Annotated in this window: 18 protein-coding genes; 10 read left to right on the top strand and 8 right to left on the bottom strand. The window is 47.1% G+C overall.

Features of this window, described 5'->3' with window-relative positions; genetic code table 11:
• Positions 1 to 4 precede the first annotated feature (4 nt).
• Positions 5 to 1,336, bottom strand: coding sequence for an MATE family efflux transporter (locus ACO6VG_RS18470; RefSeq protein ID WP_422475077.1), 1,332 nt, complete (start codon positions 1,334 to 1,336; stop codon positions 5 to 7).
• Positions 1,337 to 1,573: 237 nt separating this feature from the next.
• On the bottom strand, positions 1,574 to 5,281 hold the full coding sequence (metH, locus tag ACO6VG_RS18475; protein WP_422475079.1) for a methionine synthase: 3,708 nt from the start codon (positions 5,279 to 5,281) through the stop codon (positions 1,574 to 1,576).
• 778 nt (positions 5,282 to 6,059) lie between these two features.
• On the opposite strand from metH, the gene ACO6VG_RS18480 reads away from it, so the two are divergent.
• The 3 genes from ACO6VG_RS18480 to ACO6VG_RS18490 all read left to right on the top strand — a co-directional run bounded on the left by ACO6VG_RS18480 (position 6,060) and on the right by ACO6VG_RS18490 (position 7,552).
• Positions 6,060 to 6,182, top strand: a complete 123-nt coding sequence (locus ACO6VG_RS18480) for a hypothetical protein (RefSeq protein ID WP_422137912.1) — start codon at positions 6,060 to 6,062, stop codon at positions 6,180 to 6,182.
• Positions 6,183 to 6,339: 157 nt separating this feature from the next.
• The gene (locus ACO6VG_RS18485; protein WP_422133661.1) at positions 6,340 to 6,540 is read left to right on the top strand and encodes a hypothetical protein; all 201 of its coding nucleotides are present in this window, start codon (positions 6,340 to 6,342) and stop codon (positions 6,538 to 6,540) included.
• A 19-nt stretch (positions 6,541 to 6,559) separates the two neighbouring features.
• Entirely contained in the window at positions 6,560 to 7,552 is a 993-nt protein-coding gene (locus ACO6VG_RS18490; RefSeq protein ID WP_422133662.1) for an MBL fold metallo-hydrolase, read from the top strand.
• A 78-nt stretch (positions 7,553 to 7,630) separates the two neighbouring features.
• On the opposite strand, the gene ACO6VG_RS18495 is transcribed toward ACO6VG_RS18490, so the two are convergent.
• On the bottom strand, positions 7,631 to 8,830 hold the full coding sequence (locus ACO6VG_RS18495) for a multidrug effflux MFS transporter (RefSeq protein ID WP_422133663.1): 1,200 nt from the start codon (positions 8,828 to 8,830) through the stop codon (positions 7,631 to 7,633).
• A 325-nt stretch (positions 8,831 to 9,155) separates the two neighbouring features.
• Between ACO6VG_RS18495 and nfuA the strand changes: the two genes are divergently transcribed.
• Positions 9,156 to 9,737 carry a Fe-S biogenesis protein NfuA gene (nfuA, locus tag ACO6VG_RS18500; protein WP_422133664.1) on the top strand — a complete coding sequence of 194 codons (582 nt, stop codon included), beginning with the start codon at positions 9,156 to 9,158 and terminating at the stop codon, positions 9,735 to 9,737.
• Positions 9,738 to 10,005: 268 nt separating this feature from the next.
• Here nfuA and ACO6VG_RS18505 read toward each other — a convergent pair whose 3' ends face one another.
• Complete coding sequence (locus ACO6VG_RS18505) at positions 10,006 to 10,317, bottom strand: hypothetical protein (RefSeq protein WP_422133665.1); 312 nt, start codon at positions 10,315 to 10,317, stop codon at positions 10,006 to 10,008.
• 785 nt (positions 10,318 to 11,102) lie between these two features.
• Here ACO6VG_RS18505 and greB point away from each other — a divergent pair.
• Together greB and ACO6VG_RS18515 are read left to right on the top strand one after the other, a co-directional pair.
• Positions 11,103 to 11,582 carry a transcription elongation factor GreB gene (gene greB / locus ACO6VG_RS18510; RefSeq protein ID WP_422133666.1) on the top strand — a complete coding sequence of 160 codons (480 nt, stop codon included), beginning with the start codon at positions 11,103 to 11,105 and terminating at the stop codon, positions 11,580 to 11,582.
• Positions 11,583 to 11,687: 105 nt separating this feature from the next.
• The gene (locus ACO6VG_RS18515) at positions 11,688 to 12,116 is read left to right on the top strand and encodes a hypothetical protein (protein ID WP_422475081.1); all 429 of its coding nucleotides are present in this window, start codon (positions 11,688 to 11,690) and stop codon (positions 12,114 to 12,116) included.
• 80 nt (positions 12,117 to 12,196) lie between these two features.
• Here ACO6VG_RS18515 and ACO6VG_RS18520 read toward each other — a convergent pair whose 3' ends face one another.
• Positions 12,197 to 13,273 carry a 3-deoxy-7-phosphoheptulonate synthase gene (locus tag ACO6VG_RS18520; protein ID WP_422137916.1) on the bottom strand — a complete coding sequence of 359 codons (1,077 nt, stop codon included), beginning with the start codon at positions 13,271 to 13,273 and terminating at the stop codon, positions 12,197 to 12,199.
• Positions 13,274 to 13,469: 196 nt separating this feature from the next.
• On the bottom strand, positions 13,470 to 14,240 hold the full coding sequence (locus tag ACO6VG_RS18525; RefSeq protein WP_422133669.1) for a sulfite exporter TauE/SafE family protein: 771 nt from the start codon (positions 14,238 to 14,240) through the stop codon (positions 13,470 to 13,472).
• A 197-nt stretch (positions 14,241 to 14,437) separates the two neighbouring features.
• Here ACO6VG_RS18525 and cysB point away from each other — a divergent pair, with 197 nt between their 5' ends.
• The gene (gene cysB, locus ACO6VG_RS18530; protein WP_422133670.1) at positions 14,438 to 15,412 is read left to right on the top strand and encodes an HTH-type transcriptional regulator CysB; all 975 of its coding nucleotides are present in this window, start codon (positions 14,438 to 14,440) and stop codon (positions 15,410 to 15,412) included.
• Positions 15,413 to 15,441: 29 nt separating this feature from the next.
• Here cysB and ACO6VG_RS18535 read toward each other — a convergent pair whose 3' ends face one another.
• Together ACO6VG_RS18535 and pabB are read right to left on the bottom strand one after the other, a co-directional pair.
• Positions 15,442 to 15,723 carry a hypothetical protein gene (locus tag ACO6VG_RS18535; protein WP_422133671.1) on the bottom strand — a complete coding sequence of 94 codons (282 nt, stop codon included), beginning with the start codon at positions 15,721 to 15,723 and terminating at the stop codon, positions 15,442 to 15,444.
• A 72-nt stretch (positions 15,724 to 15,795) separates the two neighbouring features.
• Complete coding sequence (gene pabB / locus ACO6VG_RS18540; protein WP_422475083.1) at positions 15,796 to 17,196, bottom strand: aminodeoxychorismate synthase component I; 1,401 nt, start codon at positions 17,194 to 17,196, stop codon at positions 15,796 to 15,798.
• 256 nt (positions 17,197 to 17,452) lie between these two features.
• On the opposite strand from pabB, the gene ACO6VG_RS18545 reads away from it, so the two are divergent.
• Genes ACO6VG_RS18545 through prpC form a run of 3 tightly spaced genes read left to right on the top strand, consistent with a single transcriptional unit; the run spans position 17,453 to position 20,225 of the window.
• The gene (locus ACO6VG_RS18545; RefSeq protein WP_422452278.1) at positions 17,453 to 18,154 is read left to right on the top strand and encodes a GntR family transcriptional regulator; all 702 of its coding nucleotides are present in this window, start codon (positions 17,453 to 17,455) and stop codon (positions 18,152 to 18,154) included.
• Positions 18,155 to 18,204: 50 nt separating this feature from the next.
• A complete protein-coding gene (locus tag ACO6VG_RS18550; RefSeq protein WP_422133674.1) occupies positions 18,205 to 19,044 on the top strand; it encodes an isocitrate lyase/PEP mutase family protein in 840 nt (279 codons plus the stop codon).
• Between the two features lie 38 nt (positions 19,045 to 19,082).
• Positions 19,083 to 20,225, top strand: a complete 1,143-nt coding sequence (gene prpC, locus ACO6VG_RS18555; protein ID WP_422137917.1) for a bifunctional 2-methylcitrate synthase/citrate synthase — start codon at positions 19,083 to 19,085, stop codon at positions 20,223 to 20,225.
• Positions 20,226 to 20,236 lie beyond the last annotated feature (11 nt).

The following is a 20,236-nucleotide window of genomic DNA, read 5'->3' on the forward strand; positions in this document are numbered from 1 at the left end:
CCTGCTAAACAGTGACTCTTTCCCACTTGCGGGTTTGCCAGACCATGACAAAAGCCATGGAGCTGATCAGTCTCTGCAACGTCTGAACCAGCCAGACTGCAGTCAGTCCAAGCCCGAGTACAGGACCAACCAGCCAGCATAGTGGCAGCAGGATTAACCACTGTCCGGCGGCTCTTATGCCCAGTACAGTGCGATTTGCACCAGCACCCAAAAGGGCTTGGGTGAATACCAGAGAGGCTGCATCAAGGAAGATGCTCATACCGGTCAGCTGAAGAGGAATTTTTCCCATTTCGACAAGAGATTCCTGGTGGAGAAAGAGGCTCAGCAGGAGCTCTGGAGCAATAAGTAATGGAAGGCTCAGGAACAGCAGCACACTGGCAGCCACCTTGACAATATCCCAGCCCCAGCGCCAGGCTTTATCGGGTTTGCCGGCTCCCAGGCTCTGACTCACCAGAGTATTAGCGGCCATACCCATACCCATACCCGGTAAAATTAATAGCAGGGAAATATTCATAAGAACATGAGCTACGGCCAGCTCACCGGTACCCATCCGGGCAATGATAGCAAACAGCACCATAAAGCCAAAAGAGAACAGCAACTGTTGCAGAGAGTCCGGAACAGCCAGTCGAATCAGTCGAATGGTCTGCCTGAAGTCACGCTTTATTAAAAATCTGAAGTCCATGAATCCCTGTTCTCTGGCGATCCCCATAAGGCTGAACATATTCAGCATGGCGGCGAGGTACATAGCCAGGAAAGTGCCAAGCGCCGCACCGGCCACACCCATTGCTGGTAATGGACCTATGCCGTAGATAAGGCAGAAACTTACCAGCGCATTGAAGAGGTGGGAGATGACCAGAATGCGCAGAAACCCTGAAGGTCTGCCAGTGCCATTCCAGTAACCTCTAAAAGACAGGCAAAGAGCGGCGGCAGTCAGAGACATGACGCGAATGCGAAAATAGCTAACGGCAGTGTCATGCACTAGTTCACCCTGGTTAAAAATTTGCAATATCCAGGGGGCTAACACCATCAAGATGAGACTGACAGGTAGGGCAAAGTATAGTGCGATGATGATGCCATGGTTGACGGGTGTCGCACAGTGAAGGCTATGGCCAGCACCTAATCTGCGAGCTACCTGAGCTTGTACACCGGCGGAGAGTCCTGCAACAAGGGAGAGTGCGACAAAGTTTGCGTAACTGGCGGCACCTACCGCAGCAAGTGCTTCTTTTCCCAAGGGCCCAACCAGGGCAGCGTCGACAAGATTCAAGAGGCTTTGAGACAGCATCGCTATGATGATAGGGGTGCTCAATTTCAGTATGGTAGTTACGCGCTGTTTCAAGCAAACCTCAGGCTTTTTAGATGTTTCTGTTAGATTGTATGTGTTTAGAAGTGCCTGTGTCACGCCAGAACTGAATGCTTTTTATCTTGCAGCAGAGATCCCAGGCTGGGTTCTAATGAGAATATTCCCGTGCTGAAGACTTGCTGGAAAAGCGGTTCAATGTATTAAACATTTCAGTGGCAGGAACAGATCTTTGGTAGCAGAGATCTATTCCTGCCTGATTCAATAAGCCCTGACTTATTCAAGGTTTGGGCGCAACCAGCGTTCGGCTTCTTCCAGACTTATGCCTTTTCGCTCAGCGTAAGAAGCGAGCTGGTCCCTGGCGATCTTACCCAGACCAAAGTATTTGGATTCCGGGTGAGAGAAGTACCATCCACTGACACTGGCAGCAGGCATCATGGCAAAGTGTTCTGTCAGGTTGACTCCGGTATTTACCTCTCCATTGAGCAGCTCAAACAGTGCTGTTTTTTCTGTATGGTCCGGACAGGCTGGGTAGCCGGGGGCAGGGCGGATGCCGGTGTACTTTTCCTTAATCAGTTCTTCATTACTCAAGGCTTCATGTGGAGCGTAGCACCAGAATTTCTTGCGAACTTTTTCGTGCATATGCTCGGCAAAGGCTTCTGCCAGACGATCAGCAAGCGCTTTTACCATGATACTGTTGTAGTCATCACCCTTGTCTTCATAGGTTTTGGCCAATTCATCTGCACCAATCCCCGCCGTAGTGATAAAACCACCCACATAGTCTTTCAGGCCAGTGGCTTTTGGCGCCACAAAGTCTGACAGGCAGTAGTTTGGCTTATCATCCGGTCTCGGGTTCTGTTGACGAAGATGATGAAGCATGACTTTGACTTCAGAGCGACTTTCGTCGCTATAAACCTCAAGGTCATCGTTGTTTACCTGGAACGTCGGCCAGAAGCCAATAGCTGCACGAGCACCCATCTTCTTGTTCTCAACAAGATCTTTCAACATGGCCCTGGCATCATTGTAAAGGTTGGTGGCTGCTTCACCGACAATTTCATCTTCCAGAATATTCGGATATTTTCCCGCCAGATCCCAGGTGATGAAAAAAGGTGTCCAGTCGATGTAATCCACCAGTTTTTCCAGTGGGTAATCTTCAAAGACTTTTACACCTGTGAAGGTTGGAACTGGAGGTTGATAGTTGTTCCAGCCTGCATCAAAACGATTATCAACGGCTTCCTGATAAGTCAGTAGTTGTCGCTTATTACTGCGCTTCTCGTGGCGTACCCGAATTTTTTCGTACTCGGCACGCGTTTCCTCGATCAGTGCCGGTTTTAATTGTTTACTCATCAGTCGAGTCGCAATGCCGACACTGCGGGATGCATCGGTCACATAAAGCGCTATATCATTCTGAAACTGTGGCTCTATCTTAACCGCTGTATGAGCTCTGGAAGTGGTTGCACCGCCGATTAACAGGGGCAAGTGGATGTCCTGGCGTTGCATCTCACTGGCGACATGTACCATTTCGTCGAGAGACGGTGTGATCAAACCGCTGAGGCCAATGATGTCCACGTTTTCTTCTCTGGCTACCTGCAGGATTTTTTCGCAGGGCACCATAACACCAAGATCGATGACCTCGAAGTTATTACAGGCCAGCACAACACCAACAATATTTTTGCCAATGTCGTGTACATCGCCTTTAACGGTAGCCATTAGTATCTTGCCGTTGGACTGAACGTCGCCGTCTTTCTCTTCTTCAATGAAAGGAATCAGGTGGGCAACGGCCTGTTTCATAACCCGGGCACTTTTGACGACCTGGGGTAGAAACATTTTACCGGCTCCAAACAGATCGCCGACTACATTCATGCCCTCCATTAATGGACCTTCGATGACATGAATGGGGCGATCTGCCTGTTGACGAGCTTCTTCGGTGTCTTCAACAATGTAGGTGGTTATCCCTTTCACGAGAGCATGTTCAAGACGCTTGTTGACATCCTGCTCACGCCAGGAAAGATCTTCTACTTTTTTCTGGCCGGTGCCGCCACCGCGATAGTCCTCTGCAATGGCCAGCAAGGCTTCTGTGGCTTCGTTATTGCGGTTGAGAATGACATCTTCAACCCGTTCACGCAGCTCTTTGGGGATTTCCTCGTAAATTTCCAGCTGTCCGGCATTGACAATACCCATAGTCAGGCCACCTTTGATGGCGTGATACAGGAAGACAGCATGAATCGCTTCCCTGACCGGGTTGTTACCCCGGAACGAGAAGGAAACGTTACTAACGCCGCCAGAGATCATGGCATGGGGCAGGTTTTTCCTGATGTAGCGAGTCGCATTGATGAAGTCCACCGCATAATTGTTGTGCTCATCAATACCGGTAGCCACAGCAAAGATATTCGGGTCAAAAATAATGTCCTGGGGCGGGAAGCCCACTTCATTAACCAGAATGTCGTAAGAACGCTTACAGATTTCTATTTTGCGGGCTTCGGTGTCAGCCTGACCGGTCTCGTCAAAAGCCATCACCACAACAGCAGCACCGTAATTACGACATAGCCTTGCCTGATGGCGGAAAGCCTCTTCGCCTTCTTTCAGGCTGATGGAGTTAACAATGCCTTTACCCTGAATGCATTGCAGACCGGCTTCGATGACATCCCATTTAGATGAGTCCACCATGACCGGCACTTTGGAGATGTCCGGCTCAGAGGCCACCAGATTCAGGAAAGTAGTGATAGCCTTTTTGGCATCCAGCATCCCTTCATCCATGTTGATGTCGATGACCTGGGCTCCGTTTTCAACCTGCTGACGACCAACGTCCAGAGCTGTGTCGTAATCTTCTTCAATAATCAGGCGTTTGAAGCGGGCAGAGCCGGTTACATTACAACGCTCACCCACGTTGACAAACAGCGAGTCTGCAAAAATATTGAAGGGTTCAAGACCGCTGAGCCGACAGGCGACAGGAATTTCTGGGATCTGTCGTCTTTCGATAGACGTCATTCTATCAGCAATTGCCTTGATATGAGCCGGAGTACTGCCGCAGCAACCACCAATAATGTTCACCAGGCCAGATTCAGCAAATTCGGCAACAATGTCTGCCATTTCATCCGGAGTTTGATCGTACTCTCCAAACGCATTAGGCAGGCCAGCATTAGGGTGTGCACTGATAAAAGTGTTGGCAATGTTGGACAATTCTTCCAGGTACGGACGCAGCTCACTGGCACCCAGTGCACAGTTCAGGCCTACAGAAATAGGATTGGCGTGTTGAATAGAGTTCCAGAAAGCTTCTGTGGTCTGGCCGGAAAGGGTACGACCAGAGGCATCGGTAATGGTGCCTGAAATCATGATGGGCAGTTCATAGCCCAGTTCGTCGAACAGTTCTTTTACAGCAAAGATAGCGGCTTTGGCATTGAGCGTATCGAAAATGGTTTCGATCAGAATAATATCGGACCCCCCCTCTATCAGGGCAAGGGCTGCTTCTTTGTAGGCCATAGCCAATGCTTCAAAGCTGGTATTGCGATAGCCCGGGTTGTTGACGTCAGGCGAAATGGAAGCGGTTCTGTTCGTTGGGCCTAGCACCCCTGCTACAAAACGGGGCTTATCAGGGTTTTGAGCAGTGGCTACATCAGCCACTTCTCTGGCTATACGGGCTGACTCCCGGTTGATCTCCGGGACCAGATGTTCCATCTCGTAGTCAGCCATGGCAATGGTTGTAGCGTTAAAGGTATTGGTTTCCAGAATGTCAGCTCCGGCATCCAGGTAAGACTGGTAAATCTCCTTGATGATCTCAGGGCGTGTCAGAGAGAGAAGGTCATTATTGCCCTTGAGGTCACAGCTGTGATCAGCAAAACGTTCTCCACGGTAATCTTCTTCATCCAGCTTATAGCCTTGAATCATGGTGCCCATGGCACCGTCAAGGATCAGAATCCGTTTCTCCAATTGCTCTTTAAGAAGGTTTGCTCTTGGAAAGTGTGCTCTTTCTTGACTGTTAGGCATGGGTACAGATTCCGGGCCAGTTCTCTCTATTGCCATGAAACAGGCCGTCAAGGTTTCAGTTTGACGGTTCACGGCTGCTTGTAGGTATTTTCAGGAGAGCGATGGTATCAGAAATGCGCCACAGAGTGTGTACTTCAAATCACACATATTCATAGAAAAAGTAAGTAAAATGCAAGGTCGACTATGATACCGTTGTCGGCATAACGACGTTCAATCCCATACCACGATCGAATAAAATATTGGCGAGCTTAAACAGTCAATAGCCTAAAATCGTGCCAATATAGTGAATTTTCGCTTACTTTGGTTGAATAAATGACGCGGGTTTTGCGCCTCCGGGTAAGACCGGGGATGGCCACTCATGAATCCGTCATCAGGGCCAGTTCTTCAATTGTGGGCATTTGTTGTTAATACCTGCAGTGGCAGCTTGAATAAGGGTAAAATTGCTGAGGCTTAATATCAGCGATCATTGTTTACCCATTGCACCTGCCTGATAAAAGGGCGTGACCCTACCCCAGCTTTTTCGGTGTCATGGCAATCACTAACACACGATAATCCCCATTACAGAAGTGCTGTGCCGCAGCGAAACCAACACCATTGCAGTTATCCGTGATCACTGCATTATTCATGATATTTTTCCCATTTTTTACTGTTATTTTAATGGGTAGAGAATACCAACCTGAGCCTGTCAAAGTGACCCGTGAACACTTTCGCGTGCGCCAGCCAAGTACCTTTACCTGGTGGGTGGTATTTGATAAACCCTATGGGCTGAATGGATGGCATGGACAACTTAGAAATGGCGAATGATATACGCAGTTTACTGAACACCTTCAACGATGCGTTTTCGAATCAGCGTCTTGATCGGGTTACAGAGCATTTCGCTGACGAGTGTGAATTCCGATAAATGAATGGTCATACTGCCCGAGGTAAACAGAAGGTTCGTAACGCCATCAAATCAGTGTTTAGCGGTATGTACGGAAAATTAACCTTTATTGAAAAAAAGTATGTTGGTTGATGAAGACAATAAAACAGCCAGTTTTGGATTGTAGGGTCAGCATGATATGCTGCCAGTGGCAGGTATGTCGTTTAGCCAGAAGGTTATTGCCTCACTGATTAAGCTGCGTTTTGGTAGGTCGTTTCACTGGGAGGGTATGGATTATTTTGTGTTTGATGATGAGTTAAAGATTGTCAGTAAACAAAGTTATGGCCGTGCGGCGATACCAAAATTTATTTGCGGGCCTGCACTGCGTCAATGTGACTGATTGATTATGAGGAAGACCCGTGACCCTTTCTAAAAAACATCACCTCCCAAGCGGTGGCTTTCGCAATAATGACAAGATGCAAATGCATCACCGTTCGTTATGGAAAATTTTAAAATGGAAGTTATTTGAAAAATTACCGGAAAAAGTTTCGATTCCTATTGTGGAAGATGATCATTCGGTCTTTGAGTACTCGGATAAATCGCTGACAAGTTGGATTGGTCATGCGACTTTTTTGATTCGTCATCAGGGCATGAATATTATTACTGATCCTCACTTTTCTGAACGAGCATCGCCAGTGCAGTGGGCTGGGCCAAAGCGTTATTCACCTCCTGCGATAGATATTAATGCCCTACCTCATGTTGATGTGATATTGATTTCCCACGATCACTTCGATCATCTGGATCGACAATCTGTGTTGACGATCCAGAAAAGGCAGAAACACAACCCGCCGTTATTTATGTTGCCACTCGGATTAGGCCATTGGTTCAGCAGGCGGGGAATTGATAATTGGGTTGAACTGGATTGGTGGGAATCGCATACCCATCGTGGCTGGACGTTCACGGCAGTGCCATGCCAACACTTTAGTGGCCGTTCCATCTTTCCTGACCGAACGCTCTGGTGTGGGTGGGTATTTGAAGCGCCTTCAGTATTTGCGAAACCGGGTAAACGCTTTTATTTTGCTGGAGACACTGGCTACAGCTCAGACTTTAAGGCTATTGGTGATCACTTTGGCTATATGGATATGGCCATGGTGCCCATTGGGGCCTATGAACCACGCTGGTTTATGAAAGAAATCCACGTTAACCCACAAGAGGCGGTGCGCATTCATAAGGATGTTGGCTCGCGCTTATCGCTGGCGATGCATTGGGGCAGCTTTATGCTCACCAACGAGCCGATGTTGCAGCCGCCGGAAGATCTACAGCTTGCCAAACGACAACAGAATGTTGCGGATAACGATTTTATTGTGATCAAGCCTGGAAAAATCACTGCTTTATTTAATGATTTATTGTGACAAGGGTGGAGCTGGCATTCGCGACGGAATTGCTAAAGACTCTCGGCTCCTCCTTTACTGTTTTGAAAATCGGGATGCTTATGCTGAAGCCTGAATATTGTCGTGGCTATTGTTTTGAAGGCAAAACCCAGCAACCAGGGTGGCAACCAGAGTTACACTGGCAAGCGTCACTGTTCCCATTTGTGGCAGTGAACCCACCAAACCACTGACTATTGTAGCCAGTAGCATTTCTATGAAGAAGATCAGTCCGGCAGCGGTGCCTGCATTGTTAATCATATGTTCGGTGGCTCTGGCCTGGCATAGGGGCATAAAGAGACCCAGTCCCAGCTCAAAGACAACCATACCAAACATATAACCCGGAATAGAGCTGCCATGACTCCACCAGGCAGTGGCAAAGGAAATGTTTGCACCTGCAGCCAGAGTGATCCAGGCAAGTCGAGTGCTTTTCTCACGTCCTAACCGGTCATTCAATTTGGGGCCATAGGTTGCACTGAAAAGGTAGCCCGCAATGGCTATCGCAAAAAGGAATCCATAAAATTTTGGAGCCAGGCCTAATTGGCTGATCATTACAAAAGGACCACCGGCGACAAAAACAAAAGCGCCAGAGAAGGCTGTGCCGGCAGCGATAGTGAACCGCAGATAGCGCCAGTCAGTTAATACGTCTTTATAGCCTGAGAGAATAGGGTGGCCAACGCGCCTGGGGATTTGATGTTTTTCAGGGATAAATAGCAGGCTCATCATCGCAATAATGGCCATAGCGCCCATGGCCAGAATGTTGTACTTCCAGCCTGCATATTCTTGAATAAATCCACCTGCGATGGGAGCCAGCATAGGGACCAGTGTCAGGCAGGCGCTGATATAGGACAACATCCTTACTTCCATTTTCTCTCGGAAATAATCTTTGGCCAAAATTCGGGCAACGGCAGTACCAAAGCAACCAAATACGGCCTGGGCAAAGCGTGCAGCTATGAATAGACCAATGTGATTGGTCAACAGGGTGGCAGCAGTGGCAAGCAGGTAGAGGGTATAACCCAGCATCAGGGTCTTTTTACGACCCAGGCGGTCAGCCAGTGGGCCCACTATGAGCATCGATATCGAAAAACCCAGCATAAAAATACCGATACTCCACTGGGTTGTAGCACTGTTACTGCCAAAATATTCTGTTATAGCCGGGAGAGAAGGTGAATAGATATCGATAGAGACTGGACCAACAATGGCAAACACTGTCAGTATCATCAGGACAGTAGTGGAGTGTTTTTCTATATCTAATGAGCTCATGGCTGCGACTCGTTCTACTGAAATTTATGCTGGAAGGGATAAGTTCGAAAGGTTCGAAGGAATTAATTGGCCCTTATTTTTAGGCAAAATTCCCCTTTAACCTGGAAAAAGAGCGCGAAGGGTACAGGCTTTTGAACAGGGTAACAATCGTATAATTTCACATAAGACTGGGGGCTCACGAAGCACTAAAGAGACAAGTACAGCAATGGGGTGTAACCTGCCATCGTTGAAGCACAAGTCTTTAATACCTGACTAGCCCACTGGGGATTTCAACATAACGCTGAATGGCATAGAATGTCGACAGAATGTTGAGAGGGTTCTTGAGTTGAAGATTACATTTGCGGAAGCAGCACAAAAGTACCTTGCCACCCTGTTGGAGAAACAGAATGTGGAGGGTATTGGGGTGCGCCTGTTCGTTACCCAGCCCGGTACTCCTTATGCTGAAACCTGCCTTGCCTACTGCAAACCCGGAGAGGAAAAGGAAGGAGATCTGATTCTTGAGCTGGAATACTTCAATTGCCATGTAGAAGGAAAAAGTGAACAGTACCTGGAAGACGCTGTTGTTGATTTCTCCGAAGATAAACTGGGTGGCCAGCTGACTATCAAAGCGCCGAATGCCAAATTGCCCCAAGTCAGTGAAGACAGTCCACTGGACGAGAAAATCAACTATTTCCTACAGACCGAAATCAATCCGGGGCTGGCTTCTCACGGTGGTGTTGTTTCTCTGGTTGAGATTGATGAGGATGTTGCTGTTTTGCAGTTTGGTGGTGGTTGCCAGGGCTGCAGTGCAGTAGATCTGACTTTGAAAGACGGTGTCGAGAAAACTCTGATTGAACGAATTCCTGAGTTGAAAGGCGTCAGGGATGTGACAGATCACAGCATTACCGAGAATGCCTACTTCAAGTAAAAGGCTGTCTGTCTTAAGAGCCGGTTTATAGACTAATGGCACTCCTATAAGCGAGTCCATTCTTTCCATAAACCGGTTTTTTTTGCGCTGGAAAATGGTAGAAATAGCGAATCAGCATCATTTTTCAATGTATGTACAATATACAATCATATTTATTGCTATTAATTGAAGTGAGGCTTCGTTCGAACTTTGAAACTCATATAAAAAAAAAGAGGGACTGAGTGTTAATCAGTCCACATTTGTCTGGGAGGGTATGGCAATCAAGCAATTATCTGACAGTAATGGGGTTGTCTAATTCCTCTTTGAAACAACGATGGTTCAGAGCTTGCCCGGCTGTATATCTCTTCTCTGGATTGGCTTCCAGTAGCTTAGGCAAGAGTTCTAAAATCATGAAACGATGCCCGGATCGAGTCTCTCTTTCTAATGTTTTATTACAGGCATCTTTTAATGTTTCGGCATAATCAACGATGGCCTTTCTGGAAGTCTTCAGCTTACCGGTGTTTTGCAGGGTCTCAACTATGTGTCCATCAGTAATGCTCTGGCACTCTCCAGGAGCAATACAATGAGCCATAGAAGCCATAGTGACACCCAGCGCCGAGATATCACCAGCTGTCTCATAGAAGCCATAGTGACACCCAGCGCCGAGATATCACCAGCTGTCTCATAACCTTTTCGTGGGAGAAAGCTTCTGGTGGCAAAAGTTCTGGATGAGGAACGTTAAAGATCGTTTCAGAAAAGTATTTTACCCGGTTCATCATGGATTTATCATGAAGTGCAGCACTGTCCTGATGTTCGGTTGCCATGTCAAAACCATCGAATCTAATCTGGTTATTATCTTCAACAATACATTCTTTACTGACACAGCCGTGGGCAAAACTTTTGCTATGGATGTAAACCAGACATTACAAAACGGGTTTTATTTTGTCTGTAAATGGTTTTAAGGACTCTCAGGCCTTAGGGCAGACCAGTGCTGCGGGTGATCCCGAATAGGCTTTGAATGTTTTTCCATCTGCCTCAACAAGGCTTGGTAAATAGCTGGCTCCTGTATCCTGTGTTCCTTTTTTTTGGTGCAGCTTCTTCAAGTTTGATATTTCGCAAAAATGCGTAGAACCAACTTTCTTTATATTGTTTTTCCAGTGTGGGTAATTTATTGGTTGGTTGGGCTAGACCGGGTGTAGGAAGGGCTTTCATGGTAATCGTCCTTGATTGATCAATATTCACACCATAGATGAAAATGTAAATAAAATGACTGTGCTGGATGATATTGCTAAAACAGTGCCTTGATTGATTTCTATCTTTGATTAGGATGTTGGGTTAACTCATTTTTTTCTATAAAAAAACTGGATTTCACTGGATTGGCATTAAATGAAGTCAAATCTCATTACACAGGCAGGCAAAGACAAGCTTGAAAAAGAGCTGCATGACCTCTGGCGGCATAAGAGACCGAAAGTGACTCAGGCAGTTTCTGAAGCTGCGGCGTTGGGTGACCGAAGTGAGAATGCAGAGTATAAGGAAGGGAAAAGACTGCTGAGAGAAATTGATCGAAGAATTCGCTTTCTCACCAGGCGGCTTGATGTTATCAAAGTGGTGGATTATTCACCTGAGCAGGAGGGCAAGGCTTTTTTTGGTGCCTGGGTGGAAGTCGAGAATGAGGAAGGAGAAGTGCTCCAATGCCGGATTGTGGGGTCTGATGAAATTGACGTCAAGCGAGGGCACATAACCGTTGATTCACCCATGGCCAGGGCTTTAATCGGTAAGCAGGTTGACGATGAAGTACTGGTCAGGACGCCGGAGGGAAACAAAATCTGGTTTATCAACAAGATACAATACAAGCCTTTCCATTGACTTTGATGACAATTTCGGTCCTGGATCTTGTAACCAGAGTTCATAACAAAAGCGCAGAGCCTTTTGCTGTATTTTTACCTATGTTGGTTTTAGGGTGTATGACAGTTGGCCATAAACGTATATCATAATGTGCCCTTTTTCGTAGTGTTTCTGGTTTTTCCAGTAAATAAAGAACCTGTGAAACGGTATAAGCAAGTCATACTGTCAAATTTCTTCGTTGCCAAGATCATCCAATCTTGCGGCTCCCAGTGTACACACTTGGTAGAAGCCAACCTTGATATTGAATCTCGCGCGGACCGCACACTGTGTACAGAAGTGTTACACGGTGCGCACCACTATAAAGTGCTGACCAATCACTTGCTGCCGGAAGTTTGCCCGATTTGTGCTGCTATCCTGGCTAGAAGAATCAGTAATATGCCAAAAAAGCGGTTGATTTCTTCCAGTTTTCCCGATGAAGTTTGTGTGGATGTGCCAGAATCACAAATGGACCTATTATCTGGTCTGACAGAGAGAGATAGATATACTTGGAACTAAAGAGGTCACACAAGGACATCAATTCGATTTGTTTTAAAGGATGCTGACACAGTCATAAACTGACCGTGTCAGACTGTTAATTATTCTGCAATTCTTGCAGGAAGTAGGTTTTTTAACTTCTCCCTCATATCACGCAGGCTTTTCTCTGTAGTTTCCCAGTCAATGCAGGCATCGGTAATCGATACACCGTATTTCAAGTCTTCAAGGTTTGCAGGCACTTTCTGGGCACCCCAGCCAATGTTGCTTTCTATCATGAGGCCCACAACAGATTTGTTGCCTTCGATAATCTGATTAGTCACGTTTTCCATGACCAAAGGCTGAAGCGCCGGGTCTTTGTTAGAGTTAGCGTGAGAGCAATCAACCATAACGTTTGGCTTGATGCCGGCATTCTCAAGCTCCTGCTCGCAAAGAGTTATGCTGACAGAGTCATAGTTGGGCTTGCCGTTACCACCGCGCAGAACAATGTGACCATATTGGTTCCCCTTGGTACGCGTGACAGCTACCTGTCCATAGCCATCAATACCCAGAAAACGATGAGGATTGGATACTGAGTTCAGAGCGTTGATCGCTACTTCCAAGCCACCATCGGTACCGTTTTTGAAACCCACAGCCGAAGACAAACCACTGGCCATTTCACGGTGGGTCTGGGATTCAGTGGTCCGGGCACCAATAGCAGACCAGGATACCAGATCCTGCAGGTATTGTGGGGAGATAGGATCCAGAGCTTCGGTGGCAGAAGGCATACCAAGCTCGGCAACATCCATCAGCAGGCGACGGCCAGTGTGCAGACCTTCTTCAATCTTGAAGGTGTCATTGAGGTGTGGGTCGTTAATCAGACCTTTCCAGCCAACAGTGGTGCGTGGCTTTTCGAAATAGACGCGCATGACCAGATAGAGAGTGTCGCTAAGCTCATCTGCCAGTTTCTTTAGACGTCCGGCATAATCCATGGCCGCATCAACATCATGGATAGAGCAGGGGCCTACCACAACAAAAAGACGATGATCCTTGCCATCGAGAATATTGCGAATAACTTCACGGCCTTCGGAAACGGTTCGCTCAGCTGCTTCGCTCAGGGGAATTTCCTTTTTCAGCTGCTCTGGAGTGATCAGTAAGTCCTGAGATTCAATGTTCAGGTTTTCAATCGGTAATGCGGCCATTTGTTGCGCTCTCAACTTTGATTATTACTCCCTTCCGGGTTTGCGCCTTAGATTGCTCGCCCGGGTATGTATAAGTCGGGCTTGCAGAGTTCAGCGACGGTGATTCACTCTAATCAAGAACTTTGGCTGCTACAACCCTGTGAATAATAATTTTGCTTAATTTAAGTCGTTGCTACTATTGTGAAATCTTGCTGGTTTACATTAGGTAACGAATACCCAGCACCAGCAGAATAGTAGCCAGAATCATACGCATTATGTTCTCTGGCATGTATTTGCCAACTTTAGTGCCCAGATAAATGGCTGGGAGTGAACCAATCATCAGCGCTCCCAGAAGGTTAAAATCAACATTGCCCAGCAAGGTATGACCTATCCCGGCAACGAGGGTTAGTGGTACTGCATGTGCCAATTCAGTGCCGACTACTCTTACAGAAACCAGTGCAGGGTATATCAGTAAGAGAATTGCTGTTCCCAGTGCCCCGGCTCCTACAGATGACAGGGTGACCAGAACGCCCAGGACCATCCCCATAAATACGGTAAAGTACTTCAGTCTGTTTCCAGACAGCACTTTTCTGTTGTAAAACTGCATTTTTTTCAATTTGTTGCTAAATATAAGCACCAGTGCTGTTAAGGTAAGCATAAAGCCAAGGCAGGTAGTAAGTATCGGGCTATAATGATCGCTTCCAGTGAAAAGATATTTCAACAGGAATATAGTAGCCACAGTCGCTGGGATACTTCCCATACACAGTAGTTTGACGAGTCGCCAGTTAACACTATTTTGTCGATGATGAACCCAGACGCCACTGACTTTGGTCAGGGCGGCATACAACAGGTCTGTACCTATTGCTATGTGAGCCGGAAATCCAAATAAAAGGAGTAGCGGAGTCATCAGTGACCCGCCTCCTATGCCGGTTAAGCCAACGGCAAAGCCCACGCTGGCACCCGCTGAAATGTAGAGCAATGTGTCCATAAAATATGGTCTAAAGTTATAAGTAGCTCAGGCGATGTTTGAAATCATGATTAAAGCTGCATGATTCACTGGTAACTGTAGCGACCGGCTTGTATTCTTGGAAGTAATTAAATGATATTCTCTTATGCCGCTATGAACTAAGAGTGCTTGTATTTTTTCACGCTATGGGTAGACGTTAGCTCGACCGGAGGCCATCAATGAAGCTGCAACAACTGCGCTATATCTGGGAGGTCGCTCACCATGATCTCAATGTATCCGCCACAGCGCAGAGTTTATATACCTCGCAACCTGGTATCAGCAAACAGATTCGTCTGCTTGAAGATGAACTGGGTGTTGAGGTGTTTGCCCGCAGCGGTAAACATCTGACCCGAATCACCCCGGCTGGTGAAAAAATTATAGAAACTGCGGGTGAAATTCTAAGAAAAGTCGAAAGCATCAAACAGGTGGCACAAGAGTTCAGTGATGAACGTAAAGGCTCTCTGTCCATTGCTACGACTCATACCCAGGCACGTTACGCGCTGCCTGACATCATCAATAACTTTATTTCCCAGTATCCAGATGTGTCCCTGCACATGCATCAGGGTGCTCCGATCCAGATTGCCGAGATGGCCGCTGACGGTGTTGTCGATTTTGCCATTGCGACCGAAGCGCTCGAACTCTTTAACGATCTGGTGATGATGCCCTGCTATCGCTGGAATCGCTGTGTGCTTGTCCCGAAAGATCATCCGCTGGCACAAATATCTGAACTGACACTTCAGGATGTTGCCCGACATCCTTTGGTGACTTATGTATTTGGTTTTACAGGTCGTTCCAAGCTGGATGAGGCTTTTATGAATGAAGGCTTGTCGCCCAGAGTTGTCTTCACGGCAACCGATGCTGATGTCATTAAAACCTATGTAAGATTAAAGCTGGGTGTGGGGATTGTTGCGAAGATGGCCTATGACCCAGAGCTGGATTCCGACCTGGTTCCCCTGAATGCGGATCACCTGTTTGAACCCAGTGTCACCAAGATTGGTTTCAGAAGAGGGACCTTCCTGCGCGGATTTATGTATGACTTCATCCAGCATTTTGCGCCACATTTGACGAAAGAGGTTGTGCAGGAAGCGATTTCAAGACATAACAAAGCCGAGGTAGATGAACTGTTCTCTGGTGTTCAGCTACCCGATCACTGACTTTTATTTCCTTTGAAGTGGCGGCTGCATTACGCAGCCTGCCGATTCAGCACTTCCTTCACCAGCTTGAAGTAAACGGTGTAGACTCTCGGTTCCTGACCGTCTTCCTCAACGACAAAAAACGGGGCCTTGTCTACCTGGTAGTGATCGGCCAGAAGTGCACCCTCGCTCGAAGTTTCACCTTCCTTGGCAATCAGTACCTGGTCAATTTTTTCAAGGTGACCGGAGCTTTGTAGTCGCTCCAGAACTTCACTGCATTTTTTGCAGGGGCTACCGTCCGCCATTATTTTTTTGACCATGGTGATTTTCATCAAGAGACTCCTGTGGCTGGTTTGCGGTTTATTTTATTATGAAAACGTTGTTTTTTCTTCGCTCGTGGTTATTTATTCAAAGAAAGTTTCGAGAGCTGTCATCAGGTTTTTTACCTTGGTTATGGATTCCTGATATTCTTGGTGACAGTCTGAATCTGCAACAATGGCACCTCCACCCCAGCAGCGAAGCTTTTGATTATGAGCAACCAGAGTCCTGATGGTAATGCTGGTGTCCATCTTGTTGTTACAGCTGATATAGCCAATAGCGCCGCAGTATACGTTTCTGGCGACAGCTTCAAGTTCACGAATGATTTCCATGGACCTGATTTTTGGGGCGCCGGTGACTGAACCACCCGGGAAGGCACCTTCCATCAGTTCGAGAATGCTGTGTTCCTGACTCAGTTCACCGGTCACGGTGCTGACCAGGTGATGAACATTAGCATAACTTTCCAGCTCAAACAGTCTGGGAACGTTTATGCTTCCGGGCTTGCAGACTTTACCGAGATCGTTTCTCAACAGGTCAACAATCATCAGATTCTCAGAGCGATCTTTTTCGCTAGCCAATAATTCTTCAGCATGGGTAAGATCTTCTTCAGGTGTTTCACCTCTGGGTCTTGTACCTTTTATGGGGTGAGTTTCTACTTTGGAATCAGTCACTTTTATAAAACGTTCTGGCGAGTGGCTCAGAACAGTGACATCGAGATGAGACAGGTAAGCAGAATAGGGCGCTGGACTCACTTTCCTGAGATGTTTGTATGCCTGCCAGCAATCGCCATTGAATCGACTGGTAAATTCCTGTGTCAGATTTACTTCATAGGTATCACCTGCAAGTATGTAGTCCTGAACTTTATTGAAGGCGGATTCATACTCTGATTCGCTGATGGTAGTAGAAAATTTTTCCTGCAACTGAAATGGCGATGAATCCTCGAGGCCTGCTTTGTTATGGATGAGAGCAAGAATACTTTCCCGGTTACTCTCTGGCATATCAGGGTGACTGAAAAAGACGGTTTTTTGTTGATGGTGGTCGGAAATAATGGCCCAATGATAAAGACCTACGCTCATTAAAGGCGTTTCCAGCTGTCGAAACTGAATCCTTTCCGGCTCACTCAAACCGCAAAGCTCGTAGCCCCAAAATCCCATGGCGCCACCCGTGAAGGGTAATTCAGAGTGTTCTACTTCCGACATGGTTGCGAGTAAATTATCCAGAATCTTGAAAGGGGACCGATCGCTCTCAACCCGACTTTCACCGGATAGACGATTGATGGTCTTTATGCGGTAGTGGTTGTCTACAGTGACGACGGCCCAGGGATCAGCAGTGATGATGTCATAGCGATTGTGCTGCTCTTTCAAGGAAGAGGAAGAGCAGCTGTCCAGATAACATGCCCAGGGTTGCTTGATAAAAGGCTCGAAATAAGGGCTGGAGTCACTCAGGTAGTCCAGTTCAACGATGAATAGCTCTTTCATAAAAGGCATAAAAATCCCGGGTCAGATCAGAGGCGCATTTTACCTTCAGAGTATTGTTGGCGCTACGGACTTTTCTGGTGTTTTATTGTTCAGGATTACTGTTTTCAAAGGCCGGTCAGGTTCTAAGAAATTAGTCTTAATTCAGTTGAAAGCAATATATATTGCAAAAATTTTTGCCAATTTTCAGATTGTTAACAATAATCTGTATTTTGAAGCATTACTAATGTATAAATGGCTTAAAAAAAGAATATTGTAAACAATTCTTATGCCAGAAAAGTTCGCAAACAAGGACCCGGTTCGTGTTGGGACTCAGTCGCAAGAGGTGATGGGCCTGCTGATCGGAGATATTACTTCGGGTCGTTTAAGTCAGGGCAGCAGAATCTCAGAGCCAGAGCTTTCAAGAAAGTACGGTGTCGGGCGTGGTCCTCTTCGAGAAGCGCTCTTGAAACTTGAAGCTGCCGGTCTCGTTGTTCGTGCTCCTCATGTGGGTGCCAGGGTAGTCACTCTTAGCCAGAATGAGTTGTCAGAAATTTTTGCCGTTCGGGAAGCGCTTGAGGGCATGGCGGCTCGATTGGCAGCAATCCATATGTCCGATCAACAACTGCTGGATCTCGAATTCCTGCTTGAAACACATGCCAGCCATATTAATGAGCACAGTGGCCAGTCATACATTGATCAGGAGGGTGATCTGGATTTTCATTACCGTGTGATCCATGGTTCCTGCAATCAGAGGCTGATACGTTCGCTCTGTGATGAGCTCTATCATCTGATTCAAATGTACCGAAAAACTTCAGGTCGTCCTGCTCGTCCTGAAGAAGCGTTGACTGAGCATCAGATGATCTTCAGGGCTCTGAAAGACCGTGATGGTGAGTTGGCCGAAATGTTGATGCGCCGTCATATTGTCCGGGCCAGAAAAGAAATTGAACAATTCATTGACTCCAATCACCAGCATGAACGAATGAAATAACCTTTGCCCCAGGGGCAAAATATTTTTTCTGGATAAATAGAGGACGTGAAATGAGTGATAAAAACAACGCCCTTGGTCGACTGATCGCTAAAGAGGGCATTGTTACCGCGCCTGGTGTATACGATGGTATCTCTGCTCGTCTGGGTGAAGAAGCGGGCTTTTCTGCACTGTATGGAAGTGGTGGTGCTATAGCTCGAAGCACAGGTGTTCCCGATATTGGTCTGCTGACCTTGACTGAAGTGGTCGAACGTGTCCGTCAAATCTGTGAAGCCACTTCACTTCCCGTGATTGCCGATGCGGATACCGGTTTCGGTAACGAAGTAAATGTCAGACGCACCGTAGAACTTTTCAGAAGCGCCGGAGTGTGTGGCTTTCACCTGGAAGATCAGGAATTTCCAAAGCGTTGCGGGCATCTGGATGGCAAGTCTCTGGTGTCCAGTGAAGAAATGTGCAGGAAAGTTTCCATTGCTGCCAAATACGCCGGTAATGTCACTGTCATAGCGCGAACGGATGCTATTGCGGTAACCGGCTTTGACGATGCAATCGAACGGGTCAAGGCCTATGTTGATGCGGGAGCAGATATGTTGTTCGTCGAAGCTCCCCAGACTATTAAGCAGATAGAAGAGATCGCGAGACAGGCACCTGGCCCGAAACTGATCAATATGTTCTACAGTGGCAAGACACCGCTGGTACCTACAGAAGATCTTAAAGCAATGGGCTATCAACTGATCATCATTCCTTCCGATCTGCAGAGAGCTGCAGTGACTGCTATGCGTGAAGTGCTTGAAGTCATTAAGCGTGACGGCAACAGCGGTGCCATTGCCAATGGCATGATGACGTTTCAGGAACGTGAGCGACTGGTTAAGACCGAAGAATTTCTGAATCCTTAGTGATGACACCTATTCAATAAGAAGAACGGAGAACGATCGTGGCAGAAAAGACGCTTTCCATTAAGAAGCCCGGTGGTGCTGGCCTGCGTGGTCAGTCTGCTGGTGAAACTGCACTCTGCACCGTTGGTAAAACTGGTTCAGGTCTGACTTATCGCGGTTATGATATCAAGGAACTGGCTGACAAGGCTCAGTTTGAAGAAGTGGCTTATCTGCTGCTTTACGGCAAGCTGCCCAATCAGTCCGAGCTGGAAGCCTATAAAACCCGTCTGAAAGGGATGCGTTCACTGCCTGATGCCCTGAAGGTGGTATTAGAGCAGGTTCCTGCGGGTGCGCACCCAATGGACGTTATGCGAACCGGTTGTTCAGTGTTGGGTAATCTGGAGACTGAGCATAGTTTCTCCGAACAACTGGATCACATCGATCGTATGCTGGCCATCTTCCCAGGCATGATCAATTATTGGTACAACTACAGTCATAAAGGCATTCGTATTAATGTAGATACCGAAGCTGATTCCATTGCTGAACAGTTCCTGTGGACTTTGCATGACAGCAAGCCAGAACCTCTGCACGTAAAGGTAATGCACGCTTCCCTGATCCTGTACGCCGAGCATGAATTTAATGCTTCCACCTTCACCGGCCGTGTCTGTGCTTCCACACTTTCTGACGTTCACAGCTGTGTAACGGCTGCGATTGGTTCTTTGCGTGGACCTCTGCATGGCGGTGCGAACGAAGCTGCCATGGCTATGATAGAGAACTGGCGCTCTGCCGATGAGGCAGAACGAAGCATCATGACCATGCTGGCTCGTAAGGATAAGATTATGGGCTTTGGCCATGCAATTTACCGTGAGTCTGACCCTCGTAACGCCATTATTAAAGAGTGGTCCAGAAAATTGTCTCAGCAGGTTGGCGATGAGTACTTGTATACTGTTTCCGAGCGTGTTGAAGCGGTCATGTGGCGCGAGAAGAAATTGTTCTGTAACGCTGACTTCTTTCACGCTTCTGCTTATCACTTTATGGGTATTCCAACCAAGCTGTTTACACCAATCTTTGTTTGTTCACGTGTTTCTGGCTGGACGGCACACGTTATGGAGCAACGTGCCAATAATCGTATTATCCGTCCTTCTGCTGACTACACAGGTCCGGAAACTGCCGAGTGGGTTGCGATCGAAGACCGTTTATAAAACAGAAGGCC

It is taken from the genome of Endozoicomonas sp. ALB032 (assembly GCF_049310125.1).
Classification (GTDB): Bacteria; Pseudomonadota; Gammaproteobacteria; order Pseudomonadales; family Endozoicomonadaceae; genus Endozoicomonas_A.